Raw genomic sequence first — 19,336 nt, 5'->3', positions numbered from 1 at the left:
CCGGATGTCCTGACGCTGCGGGGCTCTGGGGGCCCACGTCGTTCGTGGTCTGGCAGACTGTGGCCCGAAATTGAGGGCCTGTCAGTGACAGGTCATGGCAAGGGGGCCGGTATGTGGAGTCGGGGGACCGTGCTCGGTGGGCGCTACACGCTCACCGATCGCGTGGGTGGCGGGGGCATGGGCGATGTCTGGCGCGCGGACGACGGCGTGCTGGGGCGGCAGGTCGCGGTCAAGCTCATGCACCCCGGGTTGCTGGAGGACCGCAGCTTCACCGAGCGGTTCCGGCGGGAGGCGCGCATCCTCGCCACCCTCAAGCACCCGGGCATCGTGGACGTGCACGACTACTGCGAGCCGGTCGAGGATTCGGACGAGCGGATCGCCTACATCGTCATGGAGTTCATCGACGGGAAGCCGCTGAACGACGTCCTGACGGTGGACGGCCCGATGGTGCCCGCCCGGGCGCTCGGCATCATGGCCGACGCGCTGGACGCGCTGCACGCAGCCCACCAGCGGGAGATCGTGCACCGCGACATCAAGCCGTCCAACCTGATGCTGCGCAGTGACGGCCGCGTCACGGTGACCGACTTCGGCATCGCCCACGCGATGGCCGGGACGAAGATCACTACCACCAACTCGGTGCTCGGCACCGCCCTCTACATCGCCCCCGAGCAGGCCGACGGCAAAGGCACCACCCCGGTTTCCGACCTGTACTCGATCGGTGTGGTCTGCTTCGAACTGCTCACCGGGCAGCTCCCGTTCACCGGCGAGACGGTGCTGGAGATCGTGCTCAAGCACATCCAGCAGCCCGCCCCGCAGCTGTCCGACTCCTTCCCGCAGGCCGTCCGCGACTTCGTCGCCACCGCCCTCGCCAAGGACCCGGCCGAGCGCTTCCCGAACGCCGCCGCGATGGCCGCCGCCGCCCGCGCGGCCGCCGCCGGACCGGGCGCCGGGGAGCCGGTGCGCGAACCCAACGTGATCGCCACCGTGCCCGCGCCCGTGCGGCGCGACCCGGCACAGGCCGAGACGCCCCGCACCGTCCCCGACCAGCCGCCGCAGCGGCGGCGAAGCCGGCTGGTCGTCCCGATCGTCATCCCGGTGGTGATCTCGGTCGGGGTCGGCACCGCCGTGCTGATCGACAGGACCCCGTGGCAGTCCCACGCCCAGGGCACCGGCCAGCAGCCGTCGGGCTCGAGGGCCCCGGTCAGCTCTGGCACGGCGTCAGCCGGACAGGGCGGTACTAGGGTGCGTTTCAGAAGTCGATCAAGCTCTGTAATGATCACCGTGTGGGACGTGGGGATCTGACGAGCGCACAGTGGGCCAGGCTGGAGCCGTTGTTGCCGGTGGGGAAGAAGCCGGGACGGCCTCCGGTCTGGTCCAAGCGGCAGCTGATAGACGGCATTCGCTGGCGGACACGGACGGGTGCGCCGTGGCGGGACGTGCCGATCAGGTACGGCGAGTGGGAAACCGTCTACGGGTTGTTCCGGCGTTGGCAGCGCGATGGGACCTGGAAGCGAATCCTCAAACAGCTCCAGGCCCGGGCCGACGCCGACGGGCTGATCACCTGGGATGTCAGCGTCGACTCCACCGTCGCCCGCGCACACCAGCACGCCGCCGGCGCCCGGAAAAAGGGGCTCTTCAACGAGAACCGCCCGGCGGCGTCGACACCGAACCGGCCGACCACGGACTCGGACGCTCCCGGGGCGGACTGACGACCAAGCTCCACCTCGCGGTCGAGCAGGGGCAGAAGCCGCTGTCCCTGGTCATCACCGCTGGCCACCGCCATGACAGCCCGCAGTTCCAGAATGTGCTCGACCGCGTCAGCGTCCCGCGCGTCGGTCCGGGACGCCCGCGCACCAAGCCTCGCAAGGTCCGCGCGGATAAGGCATACGGCTCTCGCGCGAACCGCGCCTACCTGCGCAGACGCGGCATCCGCTGCACCATCCCGGAGAAGACCGACCAGATCCGCAACCGCAAGAAGCGCGGCATGCGCGGCGGCAGGCCACCGAAGTTCGACAAGGCCGACTATCGCGAACGCCACGCTGTCGAATGCGGAATCAACCGCCTCAAGAGACACCGGGCCGTCGCGACTCGATACGACAAACTCGCCGTCCGCTACGAAGCCACCGTGGTCATCGCGGCGATCAACGAGTGGCTGTGAGGGGCCGCGTGGCGCGCATCGCGCCGCACGAGGTTCATCGCGCTGGTTCCACCGGTGGCCACGGGGCCCAGGGAAGAGCTTCACGCCAGCCCGGCCGCCCCCGGGCCCAGTCCTGAAGCACTTCGGCAACGGGCTCCACGGCGAACACCTCGTGCTTGCGCGGCACCCGGGCGTGAAAGTGCCTGTCTGGGCCACCCTCGCGGTATTCGACCTGGTAGCTGAGGTCGTCGTTGAGATAGACCTGCATGTAGTGCTGGCCGACGGGTTCGAGGTAAAGCCGCTGGACAACGACAAATCGCCAGGTCAGGCTCATGTCGGCCAGCAGATCGTGCAGCTGGTCGTCAGACGGGTCGTCCCATGACGTCCCGTCCCACTCAATCGCCCGCAGTACCGGTGTTGCCATGACGGCGACTGTACTGGCCGATCATGCTGCGGAGATCAGCGGGCGACCGCTTATGAAACGCACCCTAGCGGTACGCCCACGCCGTCCCCCGCGCCGAGTGACCCCAACAGTCCGCAGACCACGCCGGGGCAGCAGCCGGGCAACCAGGTGCCGACCCAGGGCGGCGCCGTCGGGGGAGCCGTCGGCGGTACCCGGGGCACCACCCAGCCGCCCGCCAACAACCCGGCTCCGGGCACCACCAAGCCTCCCGCGACCACCCCCGGGGGGACCAGCGCGCCGCAAGGCTGCGGCGGCAGTGGCTGGGGCTACATCACCGGGGTCGGCAGCGGCCTGCGGCTGGGCCTGGCCTCCGACAGCCTGGCCGGGGGCACCGACGCCGTGATGGGCCGTAACACCGCCTACGGCTGGATGCGCTCGGCCCCGGACCCGGGCGGCTGGTACAGCCTCTATCCCTGCAACATGAGCAAGCCGTCCCTGGTGCAGAGCACCGACCACAGCGTCGAACTCTCGCCGGGATTCAGCGTCATGTACAGATGGACGGTGAGCAGTGCTCCCACGCAGGGCAGCGTCTACCTCAAGGACTACAACAGCTCGACCTGCCTGACCGACAACGGCGCGGGCAGGGGCGTCACCATGGAGACCTGCACACCAGGCAACAAATCCCAGCAGTGGTGGATCCCTTCGGCGGGTTGACCAAGAGGTGCTGGAACGTCTCCGATGCCCGCGCTGCAACTGCTGTCACTCAGCGGATGACCCGGGACGGCCCGTGACGACCAGGCGGTCGTGGCCGACCCTCACGTGACGGATACCGGGCATCGATGGCTCGCTGGAGCGGGCTTGGACTCCGGGTGCCTGGGAGCGGACGGCAGTGCTCGTTCCGCCAGTGCAGTGGGTACCAGAAGTGCCCGCTGTACGGCTGCGCTCAGCTCGGCGCGACGGGCCTCCTTGCCCTTCTTCCCAGCCTTCGCCCCGACTTGCTGCGCGCTGCGCCTGCGTGCGGTGGGGAAGACGTACGCCATGCTCATGCGACGTCCCTTGGGGACGGGGGGATCTGGTTCGGCCACAGCACGTGCCAGAGCACCTCCCGGGCATACACGTTGTTGTGCATCTGCGCGATGGCGCCGGCAGAAGTGACCACCTGGGCGCCGAAGCGCTCGGCGAGCACCGCAGCGGTGAACCAGTGGTCACCGTGCCCGTGCGTGGCGGCGATGTGGGTCAGCCGCTTCCCGCTCGCCTCGACCCAGTCTCCGACCTTCTCCGCCTGCTCGCGGGTCAGGGGAGGGTCGACGAGCACGGCGTCCCGCCGGCCATGGATCAGGGTGACCGCGATGGGCTGGAAGACGCGGGGCTGTCCGTTGGGCAGCGACTCGGTGCCGTTCATCGGCTGCGGGTCCGCTACGAACACGTCGTAGCCGATGGCGGTGCTGGTGTTGGTGGACATGACGTCTCCCGTCAATCAGTTCATGTGGTCGGGCAGTTGGTGTGGTCGTCAGGGGATGAGCCCGGCCGGCAGGTGGGAGTGCCGCGGGAGGATCAGGCGATGACGCGCCTGCCCTGGGCCAGGGCGTCGACCAGCGCCGGATCCCAATAGTCGAGGTTGCCCCGGAAATGCTTGAGCAGCCGCGTAGGACCGAGTCATGGGAGCGTCCCTTCAGGGTCGGCCCCGCGGGAGCAGTGATCGATGCTCGGACGGGCAGGAGCCGGCAGTGTGCCACCGAGGACCACCGAGGACCGCCAGGTATGGCGATCGCTTTACCTGACGTCGAAGCTACTCTCCTTCACGGCCGATGTAAAGCGATCGCTATACTTATGGGTATGGGGACACCTGCATCAACCACCGGGACGGCCCGCGGCGGGCGCGGCGCGCGTCAGCGCATCCTGCACGCCGCGGAGGAGCTCTTCTACACACGTGGTATCCACGCCACCGGCGTGGCGGCACTCATCGAGGCCGCGCACGTCTCGCCTCGGACCTTCTATGTGCACTTCCCGACGAAGAACGCGCTGGTGGAGGAGTATCTTCGCCGGTTCGAGTCGGAGAAGCCGATCGCCGCTGAAGCAGAGCTGGAACGCGGCGACTTGACCCCGGCCCAGCGACTGTTGGCGATGTTCGCTCCCCTTGAGGGCGACTCGCCGACGCTCTTCCGCGGATGTCCTTTCCACAACGCCGTCGTCGAGGGCGCCGGAGAGCTACCGGAGGTCGTCGACCTGGCGCAGCGGCACAAGCAAGCTTTCCGCGATCGCCTGGTGGCCACCGCTGCTGAGGCCGGAGCAGCCGATCCGGAGAGTCTCGGCAGGCAAATCGCCGTGATCTTCGAGGGTGCCAATGCGCTGGCAGCCTCCTGCAACGACGCGCAGGTGTTCACGGATGCCCGGCGAGCCGCCGAGATCCTGCTGGACGTGGCCTTGGGGACCACGCCCGGAGTGTGAGGGGTCGGGCCTGATGCGGGCCCCTGCGGAGGGCGGTGGACATTCGGCCGGTGCGACCTACTTCTGCGCGAGGTGGCTCGGTGACTTCCTGACCGAGATCCCGCGCGTCGTCGTCCATCCCGCAAGTCAAGCGTCCGGACCGCGATGCCACCAGGACGGCGTCCCTGGTGACGGCCCTTTCGCACGCCAGGCCCACCCTCATGGTGCTGGACGACGCGCAGTGGCTCGACGGGGCCAGCGCCGTCGTCCTGGACCAGGTGGCGCGCCGCCTCCTCGACCTGCTGGCCGCATTCCCTTTCCACGCGGAGGGGGAGGTCATAGGGGAGGGTTTACGAGAGCGCCTACCAGGTCTCCGGCTCTACCCTGACGGCACCGCCACGGGTCGCCCATCCCGGTCTTGGCCCGTGCCTGCCGCGCCCTGGCATGATCGGTGCATGGTCGAACGAGTCATTGCAGCTTGCGACGGAGCAGCCAAAGGCAACCCGGGCCCAGCGGCCTGGGCCTACGTGGTCGCGGACAGCGCCGGGGCTCCTCAGCGCTGGCAGGCCGGTGCACTTGGACACAGCACCAACAACGTCGGCGAGCTGACGGCGTTGCAGCAGCTGCTGGCAGCGACGGATCCCGCCGCACCGCTGGAGGTGCGCCTGGACAGCACGTACACCCGCGACGCGGTGACGAAGTGGCTGGTGGGATGGAAGCGCAACGATTGGAAGACCGCTGCCGGAAAGCCGGTGGCCAACCGCGAACTGATCCAGCGCATCGACGCGCTCCTGGAGGGGCGGGACGTCACCTTCGTGTACGTTCCCGCCCACCAGGTGAACGGCGATCCGCTGAACGCCATTGCCGACAAGGCCGCCAGCGACGCCGCCCGCACCCAGGAGGGCGCCGGCGGGACTGCTGCCAACCTCCCCGTGCCCGACCCGGCTCCGAGCTCCTCACCGCGTGCCGGACGCCCCTCCTCCTCGTCCGCGACGAAGAGGAGTACCTCGGGCGGTTCGCGGACGCTGTCCGCGCGCTACGCCGGCACGTGCCCGTGCGCCCGCCCCTACGCGAAGGGCGACACGATCACCAAGGTGGGTAACAGCTGGGGACACCCGCAGTGCGCGGGCGCTCACGCCTGAACAGGGGATCGACGCCAGGCTCCTCGTAGACCGATCTCCGGAGGCGTACGCGAGCTTCGCCGGCGACTACTACGAGGTGCCGGTGGTCCTGGACACCGTCCGGTACGTCTGTGCGCTGCGGCCGCTCACCGATGACGTGGTCCATGCCCTCAACGCCGAGCTGACCCTCGCGGACCTGGCCGAGGACATCGCCGAGATCGGCTGTCCCACGAGGTGGAAGACATAGCCGGAGGAGTTAGGCCGTGCCTGCCCCGCATCGCGAGCGAGGGGCGCCCCCGTCCACGAAGGGTATCGGGCCGGAGGGATGCTCCCGGCCGATGCCGGAAGTACGTCACCTGGCTGGATCTGCTGCGATGCCGCGCAACGTTCAACGTACGGCAGTGGGCATGCGCGACGGCAAGGGGTCGGGCCGCAGCCGGCGGTCTGTCCTGCGTCGCCACGATGCGTAACCGGTCACCGTTCGGCGGTTCCGTCGATGTGCTCGCGCAGGAGGTCGGCCTGGCCGTTGTGCCGCGCGTACTCCTCGATCATGTGGGTGAGGATGTAGCGGAGCGAGAAGACGTCGTCCCGGTACCGGCCGGTGACGTCGAGGGACTCGGCGTTGTCCACGATGTCGCGGGATCGGGCGCACTCCTCGTGCCAGATCTCGAACGCCTCGGCCGGGTCCGCGGTGTCGACGTCGAAAGCGCCGCCGTCGCTTCGGGGCCAGTGCGCGTTGCTGTTCTCGCCGTTCAACACGTTCCGGAACCAGGTCCGCTCGACGTCGGCCATGTGCCGGAGAAGGCCGAGCAGGGACAAGCCCGAGGGCCGCAGGGCCCTCTCCCTGAGCTGCTCGGCGGTGAGCCCCGCGCATGCCATGGCCAGCGTGTCACGCTGGCGCTGAAGGAAGCCGGTCAGCGTGGCACGCTCATCGGCCACCCGCGGAGGTCCGAACCTCTTCTGGTCGCCCATCGGACCATCATGACAGCGAGAGGCGCGCGGCAGTCGGATCTTGGCGGCTGACCTGCGCCGACGACGACCGGCTGCTGCCGGCCACCCACTGCTGGAAGAGGTTTGCGGCGACCAGGAAAGCTGACGCCCCACACCACCTCGCCGTCAACGGCAGGCGCGCACGGGGCTCATCCCCGGGAGCGCGGGGCCGACGCGCCGAGGCGGAACGGGACGTGCTCGCGGATAGGAATACCCCCGCGCTCGCGGGGAGGACGCGACCAGAGCGCACTGGAGAATGCCGTTCATGGGCTGATCCCCGCCTGCGCGGGGAAGACAGCAACCACGCGATCAGGAACGCCGGCGTTGACGGCTGCCTCCCCGACCTGCCCGGCGCCGGGGACGTCGTGACTTACCTCGGTGCCAAACGGTTCCATGCGGAGCCATAGTGTGACATTGGTCGCGAACCGTCAGGGACGGTGGCATCGAACGCCCCTGAGAGACCATCATCGCGCCTAGAAGGCGGGTGGGGACTCATCCCCGTCAACCGGGGTGGGGTGGGGCAATGCGTCTGTTGAGTTCGCTGGGGGCGGTGCCGCGCCTCGCGGACGGCGACGTGCTGATCCGCCGTCCGTGCGACGAGGACGCCGACACCCTGCTCGCCGGGACCCACGACCCACTGGTGCGTGAGTTCATGCAGGCCGTCTTCCCCCACCCCGACCGGGAGTCGGCGGCGCGCTGGATCGCCGATGTCCCTCCCCGGCTGTGGGCGCGTGACCAGGCGGCCCACTTCGCGGTGGTCCTCGACGGCGGACCGGCCGTCGGCTGGGCCGAACTCGTCGACCTCAGACCCGACCAGGGCACCGCCGAGGTGTCCGTCTGGCTGCTGCCGGAGGCCCGCAGCCTCCGGGTGGCGGCCGCTGCGCTCCGGCTGGTCTGCCGGTTCGGCTTCGAGCAGCTGGAGCTGCGCCGGATCGACGCCTACGCCGCCGCGGACAACATGCCGGTGCAGGTGGTGGGGGCCTTCATCGGCTTCCGCCGGGTCGGCCACCGGCCCGGCGCCTTCCGCGGCTCACGGAACTACGCGCTGCACGACGCCGTGTACGCGACGCTCTTTCCCGAGGAACTGTGCTGACGCATCGTCAGCACTATTCGGGGGCATGTCTTGCATCTCACACGCTTTCAGGGGAGGACCCGAATGTCGGGAATCGACGGACGGCCGGAGACGGCCGCCGGTGACCGGGCCGGAACCCCCGGTCTTCGGTTGGTCGAGGGCCGGGAGGACGGCCGGACCGACCTGTGGCTCACCCCCGACGGGACGTTCCGGGTCACCCGGACCGCCGCAGGACGCCGCGAGGCCCGCCAGGGCGTGCTCGACCCGGCCGTGCTCGCCCGACTGCTGCCCGCCCTGCGCACGGCGGTACCGGGCCCCGACCCCGCCCCGGCGCCGGCCCGCCCGGCGGACCGCCGGCTCACCGTCGCCGGCCTGTCCGCCGCCGGGGACGCCGTCTGGACCGACGGCACGGCCCACCCCGTCCCCGAGGCGGCGGCGGTGCTGACCGCCGCGGCGGCCCAGGTCCTCGCCCCCGCCGACCCCGCCCGGCTGCCGAGCGGAGTGGTCCGCGGCGGTGCACCCGAGCGCGCGTCGGAGCCGAGCCCCGAGCGCTCCCGGGCGGCCATCGGGACGGTACGCGGGCGCCCCGCGTACGCGTTGGCCGAACAGGGCCGGTCCTTCGGGCTCGCCGCACTGGACGGGACGGAGCCCCTGGGCGGGTCCGGCGAGGACTCCGGGGTGCTGCCGACGGCCGTCGCCCTCGGCACCGCCGGGGAGCGCGAGGTGTTCGCCGTCGGCGGCGAGGACGGCGCGGTCCAGGTCTGGGACGCCGTCAGCGGAGCGGCGCTCCACGGAACCTCCGGCGGTGAGGGCGCCCAGGCGGTGGCCGCGGGCACCGTCCAGGGCGTACCGCTGGTCTTCTCGGCCGGACGGGCGGGGGACGTCCGCGCGGTCCGGGCGGACGACGGACGGGCGCTGGGCGCCATGTCGGTCGCGGCCCGCGGCGCCGCCGTACTGCGCTTCGCGCGGTGCGCCGGGCTCGAACTGCTCGCCGCCGCGGGCGACGACGCCGTGGTCCGGGTCTGGGACGTCGCCTCGGGGGAGCAACTGCACCTGCTGGTGGGCCACACCGACCGGGTCACCGCACTCGCCGTCCTCGGCCTCGGCGACCAGGCGGTGCTCGCCTCGGCCGGCGAGGACCGCCGGATCCGCCTCTGGGACCTCGCCACCGGCGCGCCGGTGGCCGAGCTCGACGGCCACACCGCCACCGTGACGGGCCTCGCCTTCCTGGACCTGGACGACCGCCCGGTGCTCGCCTCCTGCGCTCTGGACGGAACCGTCCGCACCTGGGACGTCTACACCGGGGCCGCCCTGCACGGCTGGCCGGCCGGTGACGGTTGGCTGACCTCGCTCGCGGTGGCCGACGACGACGGCGGGCCGCTGCTCGCGGTCGGTGAGGAGAGCGGGCGGGTGTCCTTCTGGGCCCCGGCCGACGGGACCGCGCTCGGCGGCTGCGCGCCGGAGTCCGGGCCGGCCCGGCCGGCGCCGGTCAACGCCGTGGCGGTCGCCGACCTTGACGGCAGGCCCGTGGTCGCCGCCGGGTACGGCGACGGCGCGCTGCGCCTGTGGGCGCTCGACACCCGGGCGGAGCTGTACACGCTGGCTGCGGATGGCGGCCCGGTCACCTCGCTCGCGGTGGCCCACGAGGGTGTGGACGGCCCGGTGCTGGTCTGCGGCACCGCTGCCGGATCCGTCCGCTGCCACGCGCTCGGCAGCGGCGCCGCCGTGGCTCTTCCGACCCCGCACGCCGGTCCGGTCACGGGCCTGGCCTTCGCCCCCGGGGACAGCCCGGTGGTGGTCTCGGCCGGGCAGGACGGCACCGTGCGGGTGCGGGACGCGCTGCGCGGCGTCCCGCTGTTCACGCTGACCGCGCACGAGGGCGGTGTGGCCGCGCTGACCGTCGGCGAGGCGGGCGGACACCGGCTGCTCGCCACCGCCGGCCACGACTGCACCGTCCGGCTCTGGCACGGCGGCAGCGGCCAGGCCGGTCCGGTGTGCGAGGGGCTGTCGCAGACGGCCCGAGTGCTGGCCTTCGCGGAGCTCGCGGGACGTCCCGTGCTGGCGGCCGGGAGTGCGGACGGCTCCGTCATGGTCTGGGAGGTCCACGACGGCAGGCGGGTCACGGAGCTGGCCGGCGGTGACGCGGCGGTGCTGTCGATGGCGGGTCAGAACCTGGACGGGGAACTGCTGCTCGCGGCCGGTGACGAGCGGGGCACCCTGCGTCTCTGGCACCTGGCCAGCGGCACCCTGCTGAACGAGGCCGAGCTGGACCAGATGCCGCTGGCGATCGCGTTCGGCGACGCCGGACTGCACGTGGTCGGGCCGGACGGGGTGCGCGCCCTGTAGGGATCTGTGACGTTCCATCACAGATTGTCATGTGATGTACATATCATCCGGTGTTAACTGGTATGTACCACTGATGACGTATCGTCAGAGATTCCCGCGCGGGCAACCGACGGGAGGACGTGTGGGGGTGGGGAAGAGTGACCGGTATCGTCCGGATCGAGCTCGACGTGGTCGAGGCGTCAGCCAAACAGATCCAGGGGCTGCTCGACGACCTGGAGGCGCCGGCCGCGCGCCTGGAGGCGGCGGTACGCCAGATCCGGCCGTCGGTTTACGGCACGGACGCGCTCGGCAGGGCGTTGAGCGGTTCGTCGTCCTCGGTCGGCGGCCTCGCCGACCACCAGCAGCAGGTGCTCCAGGGCATCCGCCAGTTCCTCCAGAACTCGGCCAAGCTGGCGGACAACCTCCAGACGGTCTGCCGGAACCACCGCGCCACCGACGAGCAGCAGGCCACCGCACTCCAGGCGATCACGGGCGTCTCCGCGACGCCGGGGACGGGGACGGGGACGGGGACGGTCCAGGCTGTCCCGGCCTCGATGACGACGGCCCGGACCGCCCCGGTCGTGAACGTCCCGGCGTCGTCGCCCCCGGCACCCGACCCGGCGGAGCCGCTCTACCAGGCGCCCGCCGCACCCACGCTCGAGTACAACCACCCCAGGCCGGACCCGCAGTCCCACGCCGGGCCCGGTGGGGGCCGGCAGTTGATCTGACGTCCCGTCCGAGGCCCGTTCACAGGGCCTCCCCGAGGCTCCCGCCTCCCGCCTCCGCCCCGGCGGCCGTGTCGCGCGCACGGCCGCCGACCTCCCGGATGTCCCCCCGGGCAGTCCATTGAAGAAGGTGACGCGCCATGATCGAGCTGCCGCCGGACCTTGCCGAAGTGCTCAAGGTCGTGCAGAGCAACGAGCACGGGGCGGACATCGCCTTCCCCAACGCCGACGAGGGCCTGCTCGCCGAACTGGCCGCCGCGTGGGACGCCTGGAACGAGGCTGCCAGGACGAGGATCCCGGCCATCGTCGCCGGGGCCCAGCAGGCCCGGGAGAACATGGAGGGGGAGGCGGCCGACAGCTATCAGGAGTACCTCCAGAAGTACGCCGGGCGCGAAGACTCCCACGCGGCGACCACCCTCGACGCCGGGGTCGCGGTCGCCCAGTCGCTGCGCGGGGCCACCACCGCGGTCACCCAGACCAAGACCGAGATGGTCCGCGAACTCCAATACGCGAAGGACTACATCGACAACAACCCGGCGGGCAAGGGCGACGACGTCGCCCAGTCCGAGGGTGTCCGGCAGGCCGCGGACATGTACCACACCTACGTCGGCCAGGTCGGCTCAGGCGTGGACTCGATGCTCCGCCAGAACGCGGGCCACGTCGAGCGGATGACGAGCGCGGGCCAGGTCTGCGTCCTGGGCGGTGGCAGCGGTTCGGGCACGACCGCGCCCGGCACCGTGCAGGCCCGCCCCACGACGATGAGCGCCCCCGGCATGCCCGCCTCGCCGATGACCGCACAGATGGTCGGGCTGGACTCGGTCGCGGCCACCGACGCCCCCGGGGCCCTGAACGGGCTGCCCGGCGACCCGGCGGTGGGCGGGGCGGCGCTCGGGCCCGACGGCCGCCCGCTCGCCTCAGGAGGCCCCGGTGGCGCGGGCGGCTTCGGCATTCCCGGCGGCTTCGGCGGCGGCAGTGGCGGCGGCGGGGGCGGCGGCGGGGGCGGCGGAGCTGCGCGTGGGCCGGCCACCGGATCGCTCAGGCCGTACCAGCCCCCGCAGATCGGCCTCGGCTCCGGCTCGGGCTCCGGTACCTGCGACGACGCGGGCCGGCCGGTCTTCCGCCCGCTCAAGCCGAACTCGCCGGGCCTCGGCCTGGCAGGTCTCACCGGCTCGATACCCGGATCCGCACCCGGATCCGCTCCCGGATCCGCACCCGGATCCGCTCCCGGATCCGCTCCCGGATCCGCACCCGGATCCGCCCCACACGGCGGCTCCTCCGCGCTGGCCCCCTGGACCGCGGGCCCGGCCGGCGGAGCGAGCTCCCCGTTCGGCGGCCTCGGCGGGGGCACCCTCGGCGGAGTGGCAGGCAGTGCCGGCAGCACCCCCGGCAGCCTCAGGGGCCTCGGTGGCGGCCGCGTCGGCGGCGCCGGGGGCGCGGGCGGTGCGTCGATACCCGGGCTGGGCGGCGCAGGCGTCCTTCCGGGCAAGGGCAAGGGCACGGTGGGCGGTCTCGGCGGCGGCGGGCTGGGTGGTGGCGGCCTGGGCGGTGGAATGCCGTCACGTTCCGCCACGGCCGCGGCCGCTGCGGAGGCGGGCGGCCGCACCGGCAGCGGCCTCGGCAGTAGCCAGACAGCCGCGCGGTCCGGCATGGCAGGCGGCGCCGCGGCGGGCGGCACGTCGTCCGCCCGCCCGGGCGTCGCGGGCGCCTCGGGTCTGGGCCACATGGGCGGCGGCGGGGCAGGTGGCGGCGCCGGACGGACGAAGGGTGCCAACAAGTTCCTCCGGCCGACCCGATTCGGTGCCGAACTCGACGACGAGGACGAGCCGTTGGCGACCGACTCCGGCGTGCACGGCAAGGCCACCGAGGCACGGACAGGCGACCGCCAGTGGCAGCGGATGCGCCAGCGGTGGCTGGACGGCGCCCGGGGCGACGAACAGGTCGGGGACCGGACACCGCCGCCGGCCGTCGCCAACGCCACGCCGGACGACGGCCAGGCGTCCCCCGAGAACACCCTGCTCACCCAGCTGGCCGGCGCACTCCTCGGCCCGCAGGCCGCCGGCGACGGGCCGGACTCCGGCGGAACCGGCACCGCGACCGGTGACGGCACGTCACCCGCCGCCACGGCGGGCGGCACGGGCGGCGGCGCCCGGCCGTCCGAGGGACGCGCGGTATCCGGTGACGGACCCGGGGAGGCGACCGACGAGGCGTACCTCGACCGGGCCCGCTCCGTCGCGGCCCGGCGGTCCGGCGCCCCGGAGGGCGGAAGCTCCTCGGGGACCGCCGCCCCGGCCGCCGGAGGCTCCGGCGACGCCGCCACGGCCGCCCGCCCGCCCCTCCGCGAGGAGGGCGGATACCAGGTGCCGAGCAGCTTCCTCCGGGACGCGCTCTCCCGGCTGGCCTCCGCCGGCGCCTTCGAGAACACCGACGGCACCGGTCAGAGCCCGGCCGGGCAGGCCCCGGCGGCCCGGCCCGGCGCCCGACGATGACCCGGCTGTCGTACGACGGCCACCGAGCGGGGCGCCTTAGGCGTACGCCGCAGTCAGCCGGTCCGCGGACCGGGATCCCGAACACGTCGATGTGGAAACTCCATGGATGAGGAAGTGGGCACGGAATTCCGTGCCGCAGAGACGACGGCGGTCCCCGCCCACGAGCGGTTGCGGGCCATGTCGGTGGACTCGGAGCCGCTCCTGCGGATGGAGACGGCGGCGGAGCCGCGGCTGCGGGACGCGAGCCCTGTGACGATGGCGGAGCCTCAGCTGCACGCGATGCCGGTCGAGTCCGAGCGTCGGCTGCAGGACGCGAGCCCCGTGACGGCGGCGGAGCCGCGGCTGCGGGACGTGAGCCCTGTGACGATGGCGGAGCCGCGGCTGCACGCGATGCCGGTCGAGTCCGAGCGTCGGCTGCAGGACGCGAGCCCCGTGACGATGGCGGAGCCGCGGCTGCAGGACGGTGAGCCGTTGACGGCCACCCGGACGGCCGCCGACGCGTTGGCGCGGCCGCGGTTCGGGACGGTGTCCGCCGGGACGGGTCTGCAGCCCACGACCGCAGCGCTGCGCGCCACCTCCGGGCAGCCCGTGGAGAAGCGCGCCGCGGCGTCGCAGTCCGGCGGAGGCCCCGCCTCGGCGGGCTCGGGTTTCAAGGTCTCTCCCGAGCAGTACCGGGCGGCCATCGCTCCCGTCCTCGCCGCGTCCGACCAGATCGCCGAACTCAGCACGAGCCTCAGCAGCTTCCTCTCCGGAATGCAGGCGGGAAAGCCCTGGGGGGACGACGAGTCGGGCAAGAAGTTCGCCGAGGGCGAGAAGGGCTACCTGAAGTACAGCGAGGACACCCTCAAGGGCCTCGCGGGCCTTCCCAAGGGCCTCAAGTACATCGCCGACGGCCTGAAGGCGATGGCCGAGAACTACGAGGGCACCGAGACCGTGCTGTCCGGCGACATGACCGGCCAGGACAGCGAGTTGCAGGCGACCCAGGGCACCTACTGGTCCCCGGCCGCCGGGGCCTCGTCCGCCGCCCCCACGGCGCCGATCCTGCCCAACGCCACGCTGAGCGGAATCGCACAGTCCCGGCCGCACATCACCGGAAGGCACTGACCCATGGCAGTCGAGCTACCTGAGCCCCTGCAGTGGGTTCTCATGCTGCTCGCGGGCACCCGTTGGCCCGAGGCCGACGAGGATGCACTGCGCGAGATGGCCGATCACTGGCGCAAGGCCGCCGAGCGCCTGAATGACGCCGGACAGTCCGCCGACGCGGCCCTGAAGCGGGCGTTGGACGGCCAGCAGGGCGTCGCGTCCGAGGCGTTGGAGAAGCACTGGGAGCAGTACACCGTCGGTAAGGGCACCCAGCAGGACCCTGGATTCCTTCCCGGCATGGTCGAGGCCTGCAAGGGCATGGGCGACATGCTGGAGGGCATGGCCAACTCGGCCGAGACTGCGAAGATCCAGATCATCGCCCAACTGGGCATCCTGGCCTTCGAGGTGGCCACGGCGGAGGCCGAAGCACCGTTCACTGCCGGTGTTTCGCTGGCGCAGATCCCGATCGAGGTCGGCATCAGCCGCACGGTCGTGCAGCAGGTCCTCAAGAAGCTGCTGCAGGAGGCCCTGGAGCACGCGATCAAGCAGGCCGTCCAGATGGCCGCCATCAACGCCATGGCCCAGGGCATCGAGATGATGGAAGGACACCGTAAGAGCTTCGACGCCAAGGAGTTCGGGCAGAACGCGCTCGGCGGTGCCGTGGCCGGTGCGTCCGGGAACCTCATCGGCAAGGGCCTCGGCTCGGCCGCGGGCAAGGCCGGCCTCGGCCACATCATGGAGACCACCGGCGGCAAGATGCTCCACGGCGCCGCGACCGGCGTCGGAACGGACGTCGCGACCCAGCTCATCACCACCGGCAAGGTCGACGGCGGCAGCCTGCTCGGCTCCGGCATGGGCGGCGCCGGAGCGGTCGGCGCCCACGCGGGAGCCGCGGCGGCCCGCTCGCACTTCAACGGGCCGCCCGGCGAGATCCCGCACACCGGCACACCGGGCGGAGGCGGCGGCCTGCACCCCGGCACCGACGGCGCTCCGGTCTTCGGCGGCGGCAGCGGCGGCGCGGGCGGCGGCCACGAGGGCGGGTCCGGCGGCAGCTACCGCGGGCCCGGGGGCTCCGAGAGGAGCACGGGTACGGCTGCGCCCGGGCACACCGGCGATTCGGGCGGTTCCGGCGGTTCGGGCGGTTCGGGCGGCCCGAAGGGCCTGGTGCCGTTCGGCTCCGACCGGCAGACGGGCGGAAGCCACACGCCAGCAGGATCGGGTTCGCCGGACATCGCGTCCGGCCCGTCCGCTCCGCACTCCTCCGGCGGCTCCCGCACGGGCGACGACGCCCCCTCGACCCACGGCACCTCCGGCGGTCCGTCGCCGGTGGCGCACGGGGAGACGGGTCCGCCGGTTCCGCACCAGGGCGGTGCCCCGGCCCCGACCGGCCACGAGTCCGCCGGGACCGGCTCGCGCGGCCCGGTGGGCGGTGGCATGCCGCCGGCCGAGCACGGCGGCGGCCCGACCGGCCCGGCCTCGCACGAGAGTGCGCCGACGCCTGCGCCCGCGCATGAGGGTGGTTCGCCGACGGCCGGTGGCCGGGAGGGCGCTGCGCCTTCGGTGCACGAGGGTGCGCCGACGCCTGCGCCCGCGCATGAGGGTGGTTCGCCGACGGCCGGTGGCCGGGAGGGCGCTGCGCCTTCGGTGCACGAGGGTGCGCCGACGCCTGCGCCCGCGCATGAGGGTGCGCCCGTGCCGACTCCGTCGCACGAGGCCGGTCCTGTACCGGCGCCGTCGCACGAGGCCGGGCCCGTGCCGGCGCCGACGCATGAGACCGGGGCTGTGCCGACGCCGTCGCACGAGAGTGCGCCGACGCCTGCGCCCACCCACGAGGGGACCAGCGGCTCGACAGGTGGTCACGGGAACGACCCGACCCACCCGGTGGCCGGTGGCGGGACTCCGGTCCGTCCGCCGGCCGACGGGGCGTCGGGTACGGTGCCGCCGCAGGGCGGTGCCGCCCACGGGCCCGCTCCTGTCCGCGCCGAGCCCGTCACGGCCGGCGGGTCGGAGCCCCCTCCGCGCGACGGGGCTTCGCAGACGACGACCGGGCCCGTTCCGCATGCGGTGACGCCCGACGCCGCCCCGCACCACGAGACCAGCGGCGCCGGGATACCCCCGACCCCCGGACTGCACATGCCGTCCGGGGGAGGGGCGGCCGGGGGTGGCCACTCCGGCGGCGGTTCCCCGCACTCCGGCGGCTCCGGGCACTCGGGTGGCTCCGGAGCCGGCCGGGAGTCATCCACCGCTCACTCCGACGCGCCGCCTGAGGGGCTGCACCTCGCGGCCGGTCCCGGCGGCACACGTCCGTCGTCGGCCGCGGACCGCGCGCCCGCGGCAGACGACGTCGTCCCGACGCCCAGGCCCGCCGACTCCTCGGCGGCCTCGGCGCCGCCCGCCATGCCGGGAATGCCCGGCATGGGCGCCTCGGCCGGACACGGCGGATCGTCCGGTCACACCGCTCCGCCGCCGCGGTCCGGTCCGTCCACCGCGTCACACGAGGGGCCCGGTGCCAACCGGCCGATCGCCCAGCCGCGTTCGCGCGGTCCGGTCGAGCCGGGCGGGTCCGGTATGCGCTTCGGACCGGTCCGGCCGTCGGAGCACGCCGGTACCCAGCCGCGCCCCGCGACCGAGCGGTCCGCTCCGCAGAGCAGCGGAGCCAAGCGCTCGCACGACGAGGCGTTCCCCCCGTCGCACGAGCAGTCCGCCCACGAGCAGGCGCCGCACGAGCAGACGCCGCACGAGCAGGCGCCGCACGGCCGCCCCGGTGGGGAGCAGACGCCCCACGAGGAGCAGCCCGGCAGCGGCCGGAAGCGGCCGCACGACGACGGCGGGCGGACCGAGGACGGCGCCCCGCCGGCCAAGCGGCAGCGCACGCCCTCGTACGAGAACACCGAGGCCGTGCTGCGTGACCGCGGCCTCGAACCGCCGACGCGAGAGCAGTTCGAAGCGCTGCAGGAGCATCTCGCCGGTACCGGTGAGGGCAAGTTCCCGAAGCCGACGCCCGAGCTGCTCGAAGCCGTGAACCCGCACAAGGGGGCGGTCGACGGCGACAACCTCCACAGCTGCCTGGAGTCGACCGAGGCGTTGCGCGACACGCACTACGGCCGCCCGCGGCCGGCCGGCCAGCCGTTCCACGGCCGGCCGGAGGAGTCACCGGCCTGGACGCTGCTCAAGCGCCACGACGCGCCGTTCCAGCACGGGGTGGACCAGCACGGGGTGGACTCCCTGCTGGAGCAGGTCCACGAGGCCGGTCCGGGCACCTTCTCGACGGTGCTGTTCGGCAAGCCGGGGGAGGAGGGCCACGCGCTGGCGCTGATCCACGGCCAGGACGGCAAGATGATGTGGGCCGACCCGAGCACCCACAAGACCTGGGAGGCCGAGCCCGGCAAGCTCCCCGGCGAGTGGGCCGAGGGCAACCACGTCTGGGCCTCGACGTCCGGACCGCACGAGGAGACGATCCACGGCGAGTTCGACCACGGCCTGTTCGAGTCGGACGCGGCGAAGTTCGGTGTCCTCTCCGTCCACGTCGCCGGGGAAACCCTGCCTCCGCACGACAAGCAGATGGTCGAGCAGATCGCGACCCAAATCGACCAGAAGGTGCAGGTGGCGGCCGGGATTGCGCTCGCGGATCCCGCCTCCGTTCCGGCGCTCGACGGCCACACCAGGAACTGGGTGAACAACTACAACGAGTGGGTCAACCCGGCGACGACACCGGAGCGCCGGGCCGAGCTCGAAGGGTGGTTCCCGGCCCAGTTCGGCTATGCGGTCGAGTCGATGACGACCAAACTGATCTCCGCCGACATCGCGCCCCACCTGCCGCCGGACGTCAGGGTCGAGACTCAGGTGACGCACGGCTCCACCCGGCCGGACCTGGTGATCACGCGGACGGATCCGGTGACCGGGGTGAAGACGGAGCTGGGCTGGATCGACATCACGGCGGAGGCCTCGGCGGGGCACATCCTCGACAAGCAGAGCTCGCTCTGGAACACCAGGCCGTATGTCGCCGAGACGCTCTACCCGTCACTCGACCGTACCCAACTGGGCTCCGGCGGCTCCCCCGAGGCCCGCCGGATGGTCGAGGCGATCAACGCCGAGCACGTCCGTCAGCAGCAGGCCCGCCAGGAACTGATGAACCAGATCCAGCAGGAGGTCCAGCCCCCGCAGGGCAGCAGCAAGAAGGACCGGAAGACCAATATCGAGCAGCAGCTCGGTACGTACTTCGGCCAGAACCGCAAGCTGACCCCGACGGAGGCCCGGAACGTTCTGAAGGCTCTGCAGGACACCTACGGCGGCGACTACGCGCCCGCCAAGTACGGCTACGGCGCGGGTGACAAGGCGTCGTACGCCGAGGGGTACCGCCTGATCGAGAAGTTCCGGACCCAGGGCGCGACGGAGCCGGAGCCGGAGCCGAGTCAGGCCACCCAGGAGGGCAGCTCGGACATGGATGTCGACATGTCGTTTTAAGAGGGCGTTAAGTCCGTCTATCTATGGTTCGTGATCGCTCGTTCGTGTGAACGCCGGTCGTACTAACGGGCCGGTCGGGGGTTGGGTGATGTTCTGCGGCGCA

The 19,336-nt window shown here is 72.6% G+C and carries 15 protein-coding genes; 12 read left to right on the top strand and 3 right to left on the bottom strand.

The features are described from left to right. Positions 1-111: 111 nt before the first annotated feature. Together FB465_RS03535 and FB465_RS03530 are read left to right on the top strand one after the other, a co-directional pair. The gene (locus FB465_RS03535; protein WP_145787508.1) at positions 112-1,302 is read left to right on the top strand and encodes a serine/threonine-protein kinase; all 1,191 of its coding nucleotides are present in this window, start codon (positions 112-114) and stop codon (positions 1,300-1,302) included. Continuing rightward, positions 1,284-2,158 (top strand): IS5 family transposase gene (locus FB465_RS03530; RefSeq protein WP_425461120.1). Its coding sequence is split into 2 segments (ribosomal slippage): positions 1,284-1,632 and positions 1,632-2,158, totalling 876 coding nucleotides; the frame shifts between segments, so codons are not numbered across the junction. The genes FB465_RS03535 and FB465_RS03530 overlap by 19 nt, the downstream gene beginning before the upstream one ends. Positions 2,159-2,192: 34 nt before the next feature. Here the strand turns inward: FB465_RS03530 and FB465_RS03525 are convergent. After that, positions 2,193-2,561 (bottom strand): hypothetical protein, encoded by a 369-nt coding sequence (locus tag FB465_RS03525; RefSeq protein WP_145787504.1) that lies wholly within the window; start codon positions 2,559-2,561, stop codon positions 2,193-2,195. 147 nt (positions 2,562-2,708) lie between these two features. Between FB465_RS03525 and FB465_RS03520 the strand changes: the two genes are divergently transcribed. Continuing rightward, positions 2,709-3,254, top strand: coding sequence for a hypothetical protein (locus FB465_RS03520; protein ID WP_145787502.1), 546 nt, complete (start codon positions 2,709-2,711; stop codon positions 3,252-3,254). Positions 3,255-3,582: 328 nt separating this feature from the next. On the opposite strand, the gene FB465_RS03515 is transcribed toward FB465_RS03520, so the two are convergent. Continuing rightward, positions 3,583-4,002: an MBL fold metallo-hydrolase gene (locus tag FB465_RS03515; protein WP_170290493.1), complete on the bottom strand. Its 420-nt coding sequence runs from the start codon at positions 4,000-4,002 to the stop codon at positions 3,583-3,585. Between the two features lie 299 nt (positions 4,003-4,301). Between FB465_RS03515 and FB465_RS03510 the strand changes: the two genes are divergently transcribed. From FB465_RS03510 to FB465_RS03500, 3 genes are all read left to right on the top strand, one after another. Further along, a complete protein-coding gene (locus FB465_RS03510; RefSeq protein WP_246192477.1) occupies positions 4,302-4,988 on the top strand; it encodes a TetR/AcrR family transcriptional regulator in 687 nt (228 codons plus the stop codon). 434 nt (positions 4,989-5,422) lie between these two features. Next, positions 5,423-6,109, top strand: a complete 687-nt coding sequence (locus FB465_RS03505) for a ribonuclease H family protein (RefSeq protein WP_145787498.1) — start codon at positions 5,423-5,425, stop codon at positions 6,107-6,109. Positions 6,110-6,191: 82 nt separating this feature from the next. Continuing rightward, entirely contained in the window at positions 6,192-6,335 is a 144-nt protein-coding gene (locus tag FB465_RS03500) for a hypothetical protein (RefSeq protein ID WP_211785714.1), read from the top strand. A gap of 227 nt (positions 6,336-6,562) precedes the next feature. On the opposite strand, the gene FB465_RS03495 is transcribed toward FB465_RS03500, so the two are convergent. Continuing rightward, positions 6,563-7,060, bottom strand: coding sequence for a DinB family protein (locus FB465_RS03495; protein ID WP_145787497.1), 498 nt, complete (start codon positions 7,058-7,060; stop codon positions 6,563-6,565). A 541-nt stretch (positions 7,061-7,601) separates the two neighbouring features. Here FB465_RS03495 and FB465_RS03490 point away from each other — a divergent pair. The 6 genes from FB465_RS03490 (at position 7,602) to FB465_RS03465 (ending at position 19,233) form a co-directional block, all read left to right on the top strand. Next, complete coding sequence (locus FB465_RS03490; RefSeq protein WP_145787495.1) at positions 7,602-8,171, top strand: GNAT family N-acetyltransferase; 570 nt, start codon at positions 7,602-7,604, stop codon at positions 8,169-8,171. 63 nt (positions 8,172-8,234) lie between these two features. Then, positions 8,235-10,496, top strand: coding sequence for a WD40 repeat domain-containing protein (locus tag FB465_RS03485; RefSeq protein WP_145787493.1), 2,262 nt, complete (start codon positions 8,235-8,237; stop codon positions 10,494-10,496). Between the two features lie 137 nt (positions 10,497-10,633). Next, complete coding sequence (locus tag FB465_RS03480) at positions 10,634-11,203, top strand: hypothetical protein (RefSeq protein WP_145787491.1); 570 nt, start codon at positions 10,634-10,636, stop codon at positions 11,201-11,203. Between the two features lie 137 nt (positions 11,204-11,340). Beyond that, entirely contained in the window at positions 11,341-13,686 is a 2,346-nt protein-coding gene (locus FB465_RS35595; protein WP_170290492.1) for a WXG100-like domain-containing protein, read from the top strand. Positions 13,687-13,788: 102 nt separating this feature from the next. Continuing rightward, positions 13,789-14,790, top strand: coding sequence for a hypothetical protein (locus FB465_RS03470; RefSeq protein WP_145787489.1), 1,002 nt, complete (start codon positions 13,789-13,791; stop codon positions 14,788-14,790). Between the two features lie 3 nt (positions 14,791-14,793). Further along, positions 14,794-19,233 (top strand): WXG100-like domain-containing protein, encoded by a 4,440-nt coding sequence (locus tag FB465_RS03465; protein WP_145787488.1) that lies wholly within the window; start codon positions 14,794-14,796, stop codon positions 19,231-19,233. Positions 19,234-19,336 lie beyond the last annotated feature (103 nt).

The organism is Kitasatospora atroaurantiaca (genome assembly GCF_007828955.1).
Taxonomy (GTDB): domain Bacteria; phylum Actinomycetota; class Actinomycetes; order Streptomycetales; family Streptomycetaceae; genus Kitasatospora; species Kitasatospora atroaurantiaca.
This window is presented reverse-complemented; position numbering and strand designations above follow the sequence as displayed.